General features: G+C 59.4%; 18 protein-coding genes and 1 pseudogene. 7 read left to right on the top strand and 12 right to left on the bottom strand.

The window, feature by feature from the left end:
* Positions 1–149 precede the first annotated feature (149 nt).
* Positions 150–683, top strand: a complete 534-nt coding sequence (locus IVA93_RS11355; RefSeq protein ID WP_247489112.1) for a septal ring lytic transglycosylase RlpA family protein — start codon at positions 150–152, stop codon at positions 681–683.
* Positions 684–1,095: 412 nt separating this feature from the next.
* Here the strand turns inward: IVA93_RS11355 and IVA93_RS11350 are convergent, their stop codons facing one another.
* Positions 1,096–1,305, bottom strand: coding sequence for a hypothetical protein (locus IVA93_RS11350; protein ID WP_247789771.1), 210 nt, complete (start codon positions 1,303–1,305; stop codon positions 1,096–1,098).
* 61 nt (positions 1,306–1,366) lie between these two features.
* Positions 1,367–1,579 (bottom strand): hypothetical protein, encoded by a 213-nt coding sequence (locus IVA93_RS11345; RefSeq protein WP_247489108.1) that lies wholly within the window; start codon positions 1,577–1,579, stop codon positions 1,367–1,369.
* 342 nt (positions 1,580–1,921) lie between these two features.
* On the opposite strand from IVA93_RS11345, the gene IVA93_RS11340 reads away from it, so the two are divergent.
* Both IVA93_RS11340 and IVA93_RS41150 read left to right on the top strand, forming a co-directional pair.
* Positions 1,922–2,227: a hypothetical protein gene (locus IVA93_RS11340; RefSeq protein ID WP_247489107.1), complete on the top strand. Its 306-nt coding sequence runs from the start codon at positions 1,922–1,924 to the stop codon at positions 2,225–2,227.
* 932 nt (positions 2,228–3,159) lie between these two features.
* On the top strand, positions 3,160–3,405 hold the full coding sequence (locus IVA93_RS41150) for a DUF7662 domain-containing protein (protein ID WP_524536856.1): 246 nt from the start codon (positions 3,160–3,162) through the stop codon (positions 3,403–3,405).
* 477 nt (positions 3,406–3,882) lie between these two features.
* On the opposite strand, the gene IVA93_RS11335 is transcribed toward IVA93_RS41150, so the two are convergent.
* From IVA93_RS11335 to IVA93_RS11315, 5 genes are all read right to left on the bottom strand, one after another.
* Positions 3,883–4,341, bottom strand: coding sequence for a hypothetical protein (locus tag IVA93_RS11335; protein ID WP_371827132.1), 459 nt, complete (start codon positions 4,339–4,341; stop codon positions 3,883–3,885).
* A 7-nt stretch (positions 4,342–4,348) separates the two neighbouring features.
* The gene (locus IVA93_RS11330) at positions 4,349–4,570 is read right to left on the bottom strand and encodes a hypothetical protein (protein WP_018460208.1); all 222 of its coding nucleotides are present in this window, start codon (positions 4,568–4,570) and stop codon (positions 4,349–4,351) included.
* A gap of 1,128 nt (positions 4,571–5,698) precedes the next feature.
* The gene (locus IVA93_RS11325) at positions 5,699–6,202 is read right to left on the bottom strand and encodes a hypothetical protein (RefSeq protein ID WP_247452802.1); all 504 of its coding nucleotides are present in this window, start codon (positions 6,200–6,202) and stop codon (positions 5,699–5,701) included.
* A gap of 98 nt (positions 6,203–6,300) precedes the next feature.
* Complete coding sequence (locus IVA93_RS11320; RefSeq protein WP_247452800.1) at positions 6,301–6,528, bottom strand: hypothetical protein; 228 nt, start codon at positions 6,526–6,528, stop codon at positions 6,301–6,303.
* Between the two features lie 276 nt (positions 6,529–6,804).
* Positions 6,805–7,293, bottom strand: coding sequence for a hypothetical protein (locus IVA93_RS11315; protein ID WP_247367704.1), 489 nt, complete (start codon positions 7,291–7,293; stop codon positions 6,805–6,807).
* 1,213 nt (positions 7,294–8,506) lie between these two features.
* Here IVA93_RS11315 and IVA93_RS11310 point away from each other — a divergent pair.
* Positions 8,507–8,755: pseudogene (locus IVA93_RS11310) on the top strand (cytochrome c); the annotation flags it as partial.
* A gap of 187 nt (positions 8,756–8,942) precedes the next feature.
* On the opposite strand, the gene IVA93_RS11305 reads toward IVA93_RS11310, so the two are convergent.
* Together IVA93_RS11305 and IVA93_RS11300 are read right to left on the bottom strand one after the other, a co-directional pair.
* Positions 8,943–9,284 carry a phasin gene (locus tag IVA93_RS11305; protein WP_018456669.1) on the bottom strand — a complete coding sequence of 114 codons (342 nt, stop codon included), beginning with the start codon at positions 9,282–9,284 and terminating at the stop codon, positions 8,943–8,945.
* 131 nt (positions 9,285–9,415) lie between these two features.
* Positions 9,416–9,601, bottom strand: a complete 186-nt coding sequence (locus IVA93_RS11300; RefSeq protein ID WP_247297873.1) for a hypothetical protein — start codon at positions 9,599–9,601, stop codon at positions 9,416–9,418.
* A gap of 753 nt (positions 9,602–10,354) precedes the next feature.
* Between IVA93_RS11300 and IVA93_RS11295 the strand changes: the two genes are divergently transcribed.
* Positions 10,355–10,711 carry a hypothetical protein gene (locus IVA93_RS11295; RefSeq protein ID WP_247369311.1) on the top strand — a complete coding sequence of 119 codons (357 nt, stop codon included), beginning with the start codon at positions 10,355–10,357 and terminating at the stop codon, positions 10,709–10,711.
* Between the two features lie 46 nt (positions 10,712–10,757).
* Here the strand turns inward: IVA93_RS11295 and IVA93_RS11290 are convergent, their stop codons facing one another.
* The gene (locus tag IVA93_RS11290; RefSeq protein WP_247361333.1) at positions 10,758–11,333 is read right to left on the bottom strand and encodes a hypothetical protein; all 576 of its coding nucleotides are present in this window, start codon (positions 11,331–11,333) and stop codon (positions 10,758–10,760) included.
* Between the two features lie 46 nt (positions 11,334–11,379).
* Positions 11,380–11,907, bottom strand: coding sequence for a GcrA family cell cycle regulator (locus tag IVA93_RS11285; protein WP_247789770.1), 528 nt, complete (start codon positions 11,905–11,907; stop codon positions 11,380–11,382).
* A gap of 165 nt (positions 11,908–12,072) precedes the next feature.
* Here IVA93_RS11285 and IVA93_RS11280 point away from each other — a divergent pair, with 165 nt between their 5' ends.
* Complete coding sequence (locus tag IVA93_RS11280; RefSeq protein WP_247297883.1) at positions 12,073–12,681, top strand: S24 family peptidase; 609 nt, start codon at positions 12,073–12,075, stop codon at positions 12,679–12,681.
* A gap of 96 nt (positions 12,682–12,777) precedes the next feature.
* Complete coding sequence (locus IVA93_RS11275; protein ID WP_247361331.1) at positions 12,778–13,053, top strand: hypothetical protein; 276 nt, start codon at positions 12,778–12,780, stop codon at positions 13,051–13,053.
* A gap of 142 nt (positions 13,054–13,195) precedes the next feature.
* Here IVA93_RS11275 and IVA93_RS11270 read toward each other — a convergent pair whose 3' ends face one another.
* Positions 13,196–14,170, bottom strand: coding sequence for a quinone oxidoreductase family protein (locus IVA93_RS11270; RefSeq protein ID WP_204511912.1), 975 nt, complete (start codon positions 14,168–14,170; stop codon positions 13,196–13,198).
* Positions 14,171–14,285 lie beyond the last annotated feature (115 nt).

The following is a 14,285-nucleotide window of genomic DNA, read 5'->3' as shown; positions in this document are numbered from 1 at the left end:
GATAATTGACTTGCTGCGGTGCTCCTACGCACATCCTCGCAACGTCGGTATGCAATCACCTATGTGCGAGACGCGAATACATGTTCAGGAACACTGGCTGGTGGGTTGCATTGTTGACTTGTGCTTCAATTGTTTGATGAGGCCGAACGATGCGTCTTCTCCTCAGAATGGTTGCGATTGCGACAGTCCCTGCTTGGATTGGCTTGAATGCGAACACCGCTGCAGCAGAGGATTTCAATGAGCGGTGGTCCATCATTCCAAAGGCTCGTGCTGAGCCGGCTCCTGATGGGCTCGAACAGACAAAGAAGGATGAGCCGCAAGTGCAAGCTCCGAACGGACAACAAACATTGAAAGATCGTCAAGAACCCTTGAAAGACCGTTCAGCCTCTCGCTCCCTCGACCGAGTGTTCTCCGGAAGGGCCTCATTCTACTCGTACTCAAAGGGCAAGACGGCGAACGGTTCATCGTACGACCGGAATTCACTAACCGCGGCGCACCGCCGTCTGCCGTTCGGCACGAGAGTCCGGGTCATTGATCTTGAGACTAAGAGGTCGGTGGTGGTTCGTATCACCGACCGCGGACCATGGGTCCGAGGCCGCGTCCTCGACCTCTCGCTCGCCGCCGCGCGCACCTTAGGGATTACGGATCGTGGCGTGGCTCCGGTTCGTGCTGAAGTGTTGTAGCAGTCGTCCATCACCTTGCGAAAATACCCAACCGCCGCCCCGCGCCCTTACATCAACGGTCCGGTTTTGGGTCTGAACCGTGCCGTGGCTCTGAAGAACCCCGCCGGTATTGCGGGTCATCGTGACCTCCCTCCGGCTTACTGACGGCGACGAAGCTGCACGAGCCTGCTAGTCGGCGGCGTGAGCCTGGCCGCGCTGATAGAGGCGATGTTCTCCGCACCGGTTGAGCGACGCGATGCCGTTCGGTACGTCGCGTCTGCCTTAGACGACTTCGCCATCTCGCCGGAACTCGGCCCGGTCTGGCACCTTCGCTACGTTTACGAAAGTCATGGCTCGTTTCGCGTCGTCGATATGGAGATGCGACGCCAACCGGCACGCTATCCAGTAAAGACGTCTGGCTTCGTCTGCCCGTCTAGCTATCTCCCACGTCTGCGATGTGGCCGGTCCTGTCGATGACCACCGAGCGCGCGGGACCTTCTTTGACGGCCTTGTAAGTCTTGATCTTTCCGGCCGGCACCTCCTGGATCTGCGAGTAGCCTGCGGCGCGAAGCTTAGCGACAATCTCCTCCGACGGCAGGCATAGCGCAAACGAGCACGGCCAAAGCTCAATGAGGGCAGCCATGACGAAAGATCGCAGCACTTGCCTCCTTGCGCGCACGCCGCCGTCGGGCTGGCTCCTTAGCTTAGCCGCCGACCGGCCCCGACAACGTCTCCAGTCCCGCCTCTATTGCCGCGATGTCCTGTTCGATCTGCGCGATCGACAACCTGCAGTCAAAGCCCACCCAGGCTTTCAGGTCTCCGGCAAGGCGCCGGCGGTGCATCTTCAGCTCTTCAAGCGACTGGCGGTCTTTAAGTCTTGCGTAGCCGTCCACAATCAACTCAATCGCACTCGACATGACGCTACTCCACAAAAACAATTCGTACAATCGAATGAGCTTAGTGCAAGCCGCGCGGTCGGCGCAACTTCTATGCTGGCTTCTACACGCTGGCCCCTCCGCCGGCTCGCGCTTCAGCCAATGGCGCGGCTGGGGAGCAACAAGAGCCAGAGGGCGCCTCAAAGGTCCAACCTGGCCTTCGTCAAAATTGGTTACGATCATTGACGGGCTGGCATTCCACTCAGCGTCCAACCGCAAACTCTTCGAAAAACGTGGGCACAGGGTTTTGGTTTTCTAGCTTTTCCCGAACGGAGGCGTCAAACTTGCGTCCATTGAGAACGTGATTTTTTCAGGGATATTGCGATGGGAAAACCTGGCGTTTCCCGTGATGCCTTCCGGGGACTATTCGCTTTCTATGCGGCGAAGACTCATCACGACCACAAGCCCGAAGCCGAACATTCCCTTTTGCGGATGTTTGGATCTGCGGACGATATACCCGATACGTTGCTACGGCAGTGGTCGGACAGAGTTGAGTTGCTCGGCTCCGAAACCGTTGGTCGCTTAATGGATCCACGCGTCCGCCAAATCACGAACGGCAACGCGCAATACGACCATGCCAGCGACTTTCTTCGCACGCGGCTGAGAGACCTCGGGCATAAAATGCAGTGATCAAACCGCCATGCCATTGTCGCCGCAGTCTTCCGACGCATAGACTTGGCAGCTCTTTTCCTGCGCTTTTGATGGACTTGGACTCCATAAGAAACCTTGCGGCCTTCAGCCAAGCTCGATGAGCCGCCCCACTGTGCTAGGCATCCATACCGCGGTCATCGGGCTGGATGAAGCCGACCGACGCCCGTTAAACCACTGCACTGTGTCTGCTGCCACCTAGGCGACGATCGCAAGGCCGTGTGAAATAGTTCACAGATTGGGAAAGAAAAGCTTACTACCATGGAGAGAGCGGCGGAGATGCTCCGGCCTGCTCTTGCTCGGTCGCCTGCCCATCCCGCTTGATGATGAATTGTTTTGTCCGTTTCACTCCCGGAAAGCCGACGACGATGATTGACGACGATTTGGTCCGGGCACATCGCAACAATATTCAACGCTACCACCTCTTATTGCAAACCACTCTGACGGAGTTCGAACGGCAGTATGTCGAAAGACGTCTGAGCGAGGAGCAATGGAAGCTGGATAAGCTAACGACTCGTGCTCAAGCAAAGCGAGACGGCTAATCGCCTACAGACCACGCAGGGTAGGACACCCGATGAGGCACACGGGTTTGCTGTTGATGCTGCGGCAGAAAAGTTTGTGCGAGCAGCTGCGCAGCTCAGAATTCCGGGCCGAGACAACTAGCCGAAGCACGGCAGCACCACCTAACCACTTGCGTTCGCCCGTCGGTTGCGGTTGGATCGTCTTTTTAGGATTTAATCCAATGGCAATCCAATTGCTTGTGGCGAAGGTTCTCAGGGACGAGCTATCTCTAACAGGCGTTCGATCAATAAGCGCTGAAGATTCCGAGGCTATTACTGCTCGCATCTTCGAACGGATCACTGAGCTCGAGCTAGAAGTTGCCGCCCGGGGCTTCAACATCCCCGCGAGCGGCGATGACAGACCGACGTGACGAGCCGAGCGTCATGTCCGTTTACGATCCGCTATCGAGGGAGCTGGGTCGCACAAGGACGCACACTATTCGGCTCACGTTCTCGGACATCGAGGAAATTCTCGGGAGGCCGTTACCGCCGTCAGCTTACAAGTTCAGTGCCTGGTGGGAAAATGAGGTTCGCGCAAAGCGGGGCACACGCAGGCCATGGCGTGGCTGCAGGCAGGCTTCGCGGCCAGAGTTTCTCTGAAACAGCGGGCGGTGGAATTCCATCGAGCCTGAAGGCTTTCACGTCGCGTCACCTTTGTGTCGAGCTTTCCCGCGCGTCCGGGCAGCGTCACTCGAGGGAGAATTCAACCCGAAGGCGGCGGACTGTTCTAGCCCTCCCCGCAGCCTCCGGCTCTTCGGCCCTTTTCATCCAGGGCTGCGTTCAAGCAAACGAGGTGCAGAACTGCATTCTTTGAGACAAGATAGCTCCCGTTCGAACGCCCCAGTCCTCGGGTTATCGGTCAGGCCTAATAGCGGCATACTCAACACACGACGAAGATCTTTCCCGTATTGCCGATTTGAAGAGCCAATCGGTCAGGGCTACACTCCGAATCAATAAGGCAATGGATGCCAGCGGTGGTACGCGAGATGATCCAACAGTCGTCAACCACCAATGTTGTGGTTGCAATCAGCGAGACCGCTGTGGCGTCGCCGCATGAGAAGCACCGTGGCTCGAATTCTAGCCCGGGGACAGGCGTACCCCCGAGCTCCTAGCCTCTGCGGGGCGACGCCTGGGGAGGCGCAAGCCTAGCGGTCCCGGGAAGCTGTTGGCGATGCTCAACGCGCGGTTCTCGTCGGTTTCGAGAGCTATTTTCTGGGCAAGCATGACGTCGCCCTGGGCCAAGCCACCTAACGGGACGAAGCAGCGCCCCGTTCCGAGCCGCCCGTATTCGTCTATCTCGTTGACGTTGGCGGACGTGCCGCGCCGGATTCGGTACCGCTTCCCAGTGTCGCATCCCACGACCTCGAAGTATCCCTTCCTGTCAAAGTCCGCCCTCTGCTGAGGCGAAAGCCAAGAACGAAGGAGGCGTAGCGCACGAGCGTGAATCGTTTTCTCGTCCTTGGATGCTTCATAGAGCTTCCCAATACAGAGGCTACGAAGGGGCCACCGACTGACCCGAGCTAAGTTCCTCTTCACCTGGCCATCACCCACCGACGAGCCGCGGAAAAAACAATGTCTCTTCGGCGGTCGGATCAAACGTGGTGATCCTGGTTACCTCCTCCGGGCTACTCCGCACCGCTGCAGTGTATCCTTTCCCGGTGAATTCCAGAAAACGTCTCTCCGCCTCCGCCAGAGCATCACCGCTGGAGTTGTCGAAGAAGTAGCGGCTGTCGCCGCTGTGATCCATCACGATCTGCGTTGCCATGCTGAGGCTCCCGATTGCACTTCGGAAGGAATGTGAAAGTGCAGACCTCGTTCCTATTTTCGTAAGCGCCGAGATATTTTTAGTTGTGCGCCTCACTAGCCCGACTGTGTATTCCGCCTGGCACGACGGACAAGCGCTCGCTTCGTCAATGTCGCACGCGTGGACTGAGAACGATTGAGGAGCTGACAATGCCCGAGCGTGAGCGGGACGAGATCCACCAGCCCGGTGCGGCCTTTGCGGGCCGGTACGATTTCGGAGAGACGCCGGCGGCAATCAAGACGGCCGAGGGATTGGCCGGATGTGGCCCAGTGCCATGATACTTGCGCAGGGCGCGCCTGCGATGGAGAGATCCATCGCCAGGTCCGGGACGGCTCAACCACAGTCCGGAGGGGCGGGCGCCGTCCGTCGGGCGCAACTTCAAGAGCCGGCGGCGCCTGGGAGGGAGCAGGTCGGAGAAACCTGCCAGCGTCAAGGTCGCGGCACGTGGACGTTGCCGCATTCTGACCCGCATCTGCATTTCACTATGTGAATCAGGGTCGACGGTTGCGGCTCGCAAAAAGCGACCTCAGGCCGAGACCTGCGGCCGAGGTTACCTTCCCTCCACTGTTCCTGCGGTCAGAGGCTGCCTTAGGCAGGGCTGCCCGCGTAAACGGTCTCACCATTGTGAGCAGGACGGAGAACCGGCCTCGCGCATTCTGCTGAATCCGCAACGGCTTGCCGACGACCTAAAGCGGCCACCGCCCTAAACCCAAGCGCCCGACCCGGGCCGTCTTTCCACGAATCGTAGTATCGCAGTAAGCGTAATGCGTCCCTCGCCGTCTATCGTGGCCGCCGATCGCCCATCGCGACGTCTATCTCAGCCGCTCTACGACAGGGCGCCCTTCCAAATAAGCGGGCTTACGCGGGCGGGGTTTTGCTGCTTCCGCGAGCCCGATGACGTGGCGCTATTCGACTTTCGGACTAAAGCCGTTTTGTGCGGGCCTGCTCCAGCCGCCCCGGTGACGCAGGAGGCCGATTTGCCGCCGTCGGATGCCATCTTCAGAGACTATTTATTGGGTCGGTCCAATCGAGCCGAGTGCGCCTCCGCCGTGACTGGCGCTCGTCGGCTCCTATCGTTGGACACCGTCATCAGTTCAGCTTGAAAAACGTCTGCCCTAGCCGCTCCTTGAGTGTTTCCAGTAACGACATTCTCGTATCAGGCGCCGCAGCTTGCGCTCCCGTTGCGGGTGCGGGAATAATATTCAACGGTTTCGCTGCTCGACGGTGAGAGACTTTTTTCGCGGATTCGCCTTTTGCCGCATGCTTCGACTTCAAGACCTCGCCGCCTGATTTCGGAGTGACCGGCTTCCGGGCGACGTCAAGTTCGGAGAATGCGCTCTGCAGAGGCCGAGCAGATTGCACCGACGTCATTGATGTAGAAGGACTGATGTTCGACGGAGCCACAATGGTCGGCAAGCTGGTATCGATTATGACCCGTTCAGGCGCCCTCTCGGCTGAGCTGATCTTGATGGACGGTCGCTCTACGTCGCTGTTATCGGGGCCCATCGCCTGCTGCGGCAAGCACCAGCCGATAGCGATCAGCAACAGGACGAGAGCGCTGCCGACGAATCCGAAATACTTCATCAAAGGCACAGGCCGCCTCCGTTTGGCGACGACCTCGATTGTTAGCAAAAAGCTAAAGGTAGATTAAAACAGAAGACATGGTTATCACGCATGCTGCGGCGCAGCGGCTATTTCGCCGGCGTTCGTGACTTCGATGCTGCATCGTAGATCTCGATCTTCAGCTTCGGATACTTGGCCAACAAATCAAGGGCCGCGTTAGTCGCGGCGTCCTGATCTAGAAATTCGGTCTTGAAACGACCATCGACGAGCATCGCATAACCGATAGCCGGCGCGAGGTCAGCACGCCGAACTTGGCTTGGTTGCGGACGTTCCAGGTGAAGGGTTGTTTTGTTCATTCCTTGCTTATCCGGTTGGAGAACGCCCTTGCTGCTGAGGCTCTCGCAAATCGCCGAATTGGATGCTCGCGGTCTCCCAACCGGCGTAAGCACAGAACAGGAGAACAAAAATTCGAAATGCAATCGACATGCCGCCCGCCTTTTCTTGTTGGTGACGACGGTACAAATAACGTCTTACGGGCAGCTTAGGAGAAAGGGTTTGCGCAAGGTATACGCCTGAGCGAGAAGCGAGGCTGGTTTGCCGAAGCCGCAGTCACATTTCTGTCGTTGTCGGTCCTATTCAGCATTCATAAATGAATTCGCTATCGTGACCAGGTGTACTGCGGCGGTGCCCAGCTGCTCCATTTCCTTGTCAGCAGTGTAGGCTGAAGCCGCTCGTCGATAGGCGATTGCAACCGTTGCGTATGCATCCGTGATCAGTACAGCTGAATGATCGTGCGCATCTTTTGCTTTCCGATTACGTACTTGGACGACTTTTGTCGCGGCCTGAGCGGTTAATTCAGCAAGCTTCTCGTTACTTAAGCTCGGATCATCAATACCAGGCTGACATGCAGAAGCCGCGCCGGCGATTGCCTGATAGTATTGGCGCTTTTGCCACTCATTGGCCGTCAGGTAACTCTGCAGCAGGCGGCGAGCCCTGCCTTCAAGCTGCTTTCGATCGCTTTTGATCTTTCGACGATCTGAGCTAAGCCAGCGGAGCATCGTCTGCCTATTCACTTCGGCGCCTAACGCAAAGATCAAGGGGCTATAAAGTTCCACCAGCACACTTGAGCCCGTTCGCCCAGCGCCGCCCGGACATAATCTTACATCCTGCCGGTCTAGCGAACAGGACGAATTCTACGATGGATCAAGAGAGGAAAGAGGTCGAAAGTAATTTGCCTCCATATTGCTTTGTCCGCCCTGCGAAGGGTGCGTGCCGTCAGGGTATAAAGCTCGGTTTGCGGCAGCGGAACAGGGCCCCCGGTTGGATCGGCAGCGTAATCTAGGACGAAGTCGCACCTTCCTTCGCTGGGAAGCGGCGCAGAGCCCGTCGGCGATGGCCCGATTAACATTGAAGATACTTTCGGTAGGAGGATTGTGCGTGCTGATTTTGAGCTGCACGATTTTGCGTGAGGACTTAATTGCATCCTGGAACGTGGCCAAATATCCATCAAGGGCTGCAAGCCACGTTGAAGCGTCAGTCGAACGAAGATCATTTTGCGCCGCCTGAACGAACAGGATAGCGGTCGCGTTTTGACCAAACACCTCGGCCCTGGCGCAAGCTGGCGGAGGTGGTTCAGGTGGAGCTTCTGGAGGAGGAACAGGCTCAGGCAGCACGACGGCCGGCTCGATGTCGAGCAGTGGCACCGCGAGCGGTACGGGTGGTTCGCCCGGACCTAACGCGAGCAACGCTCTCAACCATCAAACTACGGGAAATCGGCTGGGCAATCGCGCTAGGAATGAGAACAATGGCTCTTCTACCCCCGCCAGCGGCTACGTCAACGATCCTACGATGAACAAGGCCGTGCAGAATTTGGGGAATACGAATACTGGTATTGTAGCGCTTAGCCGCTAGGCCTCCCCACCGGCGGGCGCCGCACAATGAGCGCCCTAGGTAAAATTAGAACGGCTTCTATTTGTCAAAAGCACCGTACACGATGTTCGTCAGCGCTGTTCTGGTCGACTAATCTGTCCAGTTGCATCATAGACGTCATCGCCCACACACGCCAGGAATAGACACAACAATTGTCGCTGGGCTGCGATCACACTGCCCATGTTGCGGGATCGAACTCCCCGCATCATCCGAAGGGCGTTCACCGCATAGAAATGCAGCAGGCTGCAGATGCAAAACTTTTCGCCAAATGTGCTCCGCTGATTCCCGCTTGGACCCCGTGGCCGAACTATTGGACCCACCGGAAGCTGAGGTTGTGGCCCCGGGCTCCTAGACACCCCGGGGCCGCCCTGCTTCAAGGCTGCGCTTGTTGCCGGCCTATCTTTTTCTAGCGCCGATGCAGATCATGGCGCCGAGCTTGCGAAGCGCTGGTCCGCCAGCCGCCATGTCGTGGCGAACGGCCAGATCCAGGCGAGCGCCGACGTTCCCTCCTTCGCGTCCGTTGCGCGCAGGCCCGACTTCAGTTCAGAAAGACGCGCTTTTTTCCTGCTAGACCCGCACCCGAAAATGCCGAATTTCCCCTTGAGCCGGACTGAAGCCGGCGACATCGCGGCCTACATCGCATCGCTGCGTTAGCAGAGCGGCCGATGGCTCAAGGTACCTGCGACATATGCAAATCCCTGCCTGAGAACCGACAGGGTTCAGCAGAAAGCATGATGGGCGGCGAATGAGGTCCATTCGACGGCCATCATGGACCGGCACCAGTGGCGATATTCACGCCGGACAAGTCCAATCTGTGGACGCGGCGTGAACACACCGAGAATCAGGACTTGTCCTTACCCGGTTGCATGAGACTGCCGGTCATCTGGCGCATGTGGTCTCCGGCACTGGTGAACTGGCTGCGCAGGAAATCCGATTGGATTCGCATCGCCTCCTGAAGGTCGGTCGCATGGACGAGCTTGCGAGCATGCTCGAACGCCGACTTCATGTTCTGCTCGGTGAAAGCGAGCGCCTGCTTCGACACGTCCGCCCCCGCGCCCGGAACGGTCGTCATCGACTTGGTGGCGGCTTCGAAAAACATGCCGAATGCCTTTTCCGCCTGGTCAATCGTCTTCTCGGCCAGGTCGCGCAGTTCGGCCGGAACTTCGAGCTTCGGTTCGATCATGGTCGCACTCCTCCCGTTTTCAGAACTGAATACCACACTTGCCGGATCGCCTGCCAGCGTCCAGCCCCGGGGAAGACGTCGCCCGGCGGCCGGCTTTGGCAGGAAATCGTAAGGCGGGCGCGCGGGCCGGCTCAGGAAAGGGGGTGTTCGGGGAGGGTTTCTTCGGTGGCGAGGTCTTCGACGAGCTTGATGACCTCGAAACGCTGCCGGGGCGCGAGCTTCAGAAAGGCGCGGAGCAGGCGCAGGCTTTCGACGGTGCCGCTTGCGGGCGCGCCGAGCTTGAGGTGCAGCTCAGCTGCGAAATCGAGGTTCTTCATCTCGCACCTATGACAAGCATCGGACTTCGTGATCCAACATCGAGGTCCCAACTAAGAACCCAACGCCATAACCGGATGCCATAACCGGATGCCATAACCGGATGCTATGGCGACGGCGCGCCTTCGGCCGGGGGGAAGCCCGGTGTGTTCGCACGCCGAGCTACATGTGCAAGCGCGCACCTGAACAGGTTGTAACTATGTCAAGAAACAACCCCTCCGGCAAGCCCAACGGTTGGCGCAGCGATGCTTCGTCTGCATCGCACCACGGCAATTCCGGATAACAGGAATAGGGCCCGCCGTCACCCACCTGCGTCAAGAAGCGTCATCCATCAGCATACAGCCTCGATTGCCGTCGATCGACGCTGCGCTTCGTGTTGTTTCGGATCTGAATGGACGTTGGTGGACGCGAACCAGGCTTCTTCAGCGTATACACGTAATTGTTGAGTCTGGCGTCGGCGGTTGTATCGTCGACGAAATAGGCGTCGATCTCGCGCTATGGATCGGCAGCCACAGCGGGCCTTCTGACCAAGAGACAAACTATGGCGTTTGGATTTCATCCAAATCCGTCCCCTCGAGCTCTTGGACTTGGACTCGGCCTCTTCGCATCAGGATTCATCGGGCCGCATTTGTTTCCGGCCGTGAACCGTTTTCGAGGAGCAAACGACAAAGCGGTGGCGAACAGTCACGCAGATCACGGGCGCCGTGGCCGATGCATTGATCGAACCGGGCGCCCCAGCACCAAAGGACGACGGCATGCTTTCTCGCTGCGATCTCATCAAGGGCGCCGCAGTCGCGCTTCTCACCTTCTCGACACAAAGCGCGTGGGCGCAGGAGACCAGGATGAACCTGTTCAAGATCGTCACCATCAAGGACGAAATCGTCGTCGGATTGTCGACGGAGGAGCTTCAGGCCCTCGGCGGCAATGATGCCAGCGCCGTTGCACATGCTCTGGTACAGAAGGGCGATCTCACCGTCTGGCAATACAACGTGCATCGCGGTCCGAACGGCGAATTGCAGCAGGCGCCGACCGCCAGAATCGGCCTTTTGGCCAACGCCTCGCTGCGGGTCGAGCCCTATGCCACGACCTACCAGATCCTACCGCATCCCTAAGCACAAGACCGGCGCGCCCACGATCGTGGTCGCGGGCGCGCCGACGTCATCTTCGTTGCCCTGCACGCTGTCTCCCCGTTTCCGTCGCAAAGCCATAGATCACTGCCAGCCGGTCCAGGCATTCACGGAAACGTCGGGCAAAATAGTCGATCCAGCGCTGCGTACGGACGGCGCGACGCTGGCCGATCTCGTCCATGGTCAGGCCCAGCACCAACACGTCGTGCACTAGCGCAGCGCCGTCTGTGCCGAGTTCGCGCTCGATCCGGTTCAGCCGCAGCACCGCCTGGCGTTGGCTCTCGGTGACCGGCTCGCGCATGCGCGCGCCATCGACATATTCGCGAGTCGGGTCCATTGCCTGAGGGCCTCGCTCGGCCTTCTCCCAATCGTCCTGGAAGGCGCGCCCGCCGCGATACTGCGCCTCGTCGATCTGACGGTGCGCATGCAGCCGGCCGAGCGGATCGCTGCGGATCGACCGCACGGCCATAATCTTTTCGCCGGGGTCGAGCGCCAGCGGATTGTCCACCTCGACTTCCGCCACCTCCGCATTGAACGGTATCTCACGTGAGCGTCGGTCGTAGACATTCGCCAGTTTAAAGGAACTGTTGCGTCGGACACGTGCCACTCGGATACTCCTTGCGAAATTGACGATTGAACGGACGGTCGTGAGGTCAGGCGGCAGAGACCAGCCTCAGCACGACGGGGCCGTCGACGCGGGCGGATCCGGCTCCGGCGCGGCTCGTCAGGCGCGCATGCGGCATGCAATAGCTCGAGCCCGGCTCACTTGGATGGCCGCAGAAGGTAATCTCCTCCCCGTCCTTGTCGCCGCCATAGGGATAGCGACAGTCCTCGGCAGCGAGTTCGACCAACGGGACCAGGCGCGGCTGGACGCCGACGCAGCGCAATTTGACCTGCGCGGCAGGCTTCATCGCAGATTTCGGCGGCAGGTTCAGTAACGCGTGACGGTGCGGGAGGATAAGACAGGCTCCAGACGGCAGCACCGGCACGAACGACGGGCTCGTCATCCGCACCTGCACGATCAGCCCGAGCCGCTTGGCGCGGCCGACCACCGCGTTGCGCGTGTAAGCCGTTGCGAACCTTGCGTTAATCTGTCTTCCGATCTCCGCATAAGACAACCCCTTGAGAAAATAGTCGCGAAGCGCGTCGGAGTGCTCCGACGGCCAATGAGCCGGTTCCATGCTGCTGTCCTGTGATGCGCCTCCTCCGATCGCACGACCGCGAGGCGGAGCCTACATTCCGGTATTCCGAAGTCGAAGTCAAGCGATAATTCTGATATTCATAATTGCATCAATTCCGAATTTCGGATTACAAGAGACGGACGATGGACAATCGAGGGAATCACCATGTTGGACGCTGCAATGATCGAACGGGGCCTGGAAAAGACGGGCAAGAGCAAGGGCGGCCTGGCGGCTGCCATGGGCGTACGCCCCGGCGCTGTCTCGGAGATCCTCGGCGGCGAACGCCTGGTGAAGGCTTCGGAAATCATTCCGATCATGGAATATCTCGAGCTCAATCTCGCGCCGATCATGGGCCGCGTCGGGGCCGGTGCCGTGATCGAGCCGGACTATGAGCAGGTTCCCCCCGAAGGCCTTGGCGACATCGCGCTGCCCTTTCCGATCATGGAGGAGACCATCGCATTCGAGATCGTGGGCGATTCGATGCTGCCCAAATACGAGAGCGGCGACGTAATCGTAGTCTACAAGGACCAGCGCCATCCGCTGTCGAGCTTCTACGGCGAGGAGGCCGTGGTCCGGCTCAAGACCGGCGAGCGCTATCTGAAGACCATCGAACGAGGCAAATCCCCCTCCGTCGTCAATCTCAGCAGCTTCAATGCCAAGCAGATCGTCGGCGTGAAACTGGAGTGGGTCGGCGAGATCTGCCTGTCGATGCCCAAGGGGCAGCTGGAGCGGCTGCGCGCCAAGTCGGCGCGCCCGCGCAAGAGGGGCAAGTAGGCTGCAATTTCCGTTTTTACGAAATTCACCTTGACTTGATTCCGTTTTTCGGAAATACTCTGCCGTGCCCGACCGTGGGCACGGCAGGATCGTTTCATGCAGTATTTCGTCGTGATGATCGACTATGGGCGCCGCGGCCGCGAGGCAGTGGTCGACCCTGAAATCACCAGGCGCGAGGTCATTTCCCGCGGTGCCTCAGGGGAATATCGGAATATCTCGTTCATCCAGGAAATCATGGAGAATTCGGTCGAAGACGTGACCGAGGCGATCCTCGCTGAGGCTGCCCTGCCCCGGATCCCGCCCGAAGAAGTCGACCTCCAGGCTCTCCGCCTCGATCACGCCCGCGATCTGCGCAAGCACGAGCGGACGTGACGTAGACCCAGGGCCGGCCTTTCCGGTCCGATCGAATCGGAACGGGCCCTGGATTTCTTATTTTGACGCGTTTTCTTTACGCGAACCGGAATCCGGTTCGCTCGAAACGCTCTGCCAGCCTGCGCCACAGCCCGGTCGGAGATCACACCGTGAGGACGGTCGATCCCGTGGTCTTGCGCGCGGCGAGATCGGCATGCGCCTTGGCGGCGTCCTTCAGTGGATAGGTCTGGCGCACCTCGATCTTGACCGCGCCGGACTTGACGACATCGAACAGCTCGCCCGCCATCGCGACCAGGCTCTCACGCTTGGCGGCGTAGGTGAACAGCGTCGGCCGGGTGACGTAGAGCGAGCCCTTCTGCGCCAGCAGACCGAGATTGAGCGGCTCGACGGCGCCGGAGGACGCACCGAACAGCGCGGCGACGCCGAGCGGCGCGAGGCAGTCGAGCGACTTCAAGAACGTGTCCTTGCCGACGGAGTCATAGACCACCGGCACCTTCTTGCCGCCGGTGATCTCGTCCACGCGCTTCACGAAATCCTCGCGGCTATAGATGATGACATGGTCGCAGCCATGCTCCTTGGCGAGCTTGGCCTTCTCGTCGTTGCTGACGGTGCCGATCACGGTTGCGCCGAGATGCTTGGCCCACTGGGAGAGAATCAGGCCGACGCCGCCGGCGGCCGCATGCAGCAGGATGGTGTCGCCGGCCTTCACCCGATAGGTCTGCCGGATCAGATATTGCGTTGTGAGCCCCTTCAGCATCATCGCCGCTGCGGTCTTGTCGTCGACACCGTCCGGCAGCTTCAGCAGTCGGTCGGCCGGGATCAGCCGCGCCTCGGAATAGGCCCCGAGCGGCGAGGCGCCGTAGGCGACGCGATCGCCGGGCTTCAGATCGGTGACGCCAGGCCCGACCTCCTCGACGACGCCAGCAGCCTCGCTACCAAGCCCACTCGGCAGTTGCACCGGGTAAAGGCCCGAACGATTGTAGATGTCGACGAAGTTGAGACCGACGGCGGTATGGCGGATTCGTGCCTCGCCTGGTCCGGGCTTGCCGACACTGACTTCTTCCCAGACCAGCACTTCCGGACCACCAGTCTTGTGAAAGCGAATGGCATGCGTCATGGGCGTTGCTCCCTTATCGTTGAGGTCGAAGTCCGAATATCGGATCGGGCTTTGAAATAGGTATTTGCTCCACCCGTCACAGTACAGAGACGTAACAAGAATGTCACAGCGAACG

Origin of the sequence: Bradyrhizobium sp. 155 (genome assembly GCF_023101105.1) — a bacterium.
GTDB classification, from domain to species: domain Bacteria; phylum Pseudomonadota; class Alphaproteobacteria; order Rhizobiales; family Xanthobacteraceae; genus Bradyrhizobium; species Bradyrhizobium canariense_D.
This window is presented reverse-complemented; position numbering and strand designations above follow the sequence as displayed.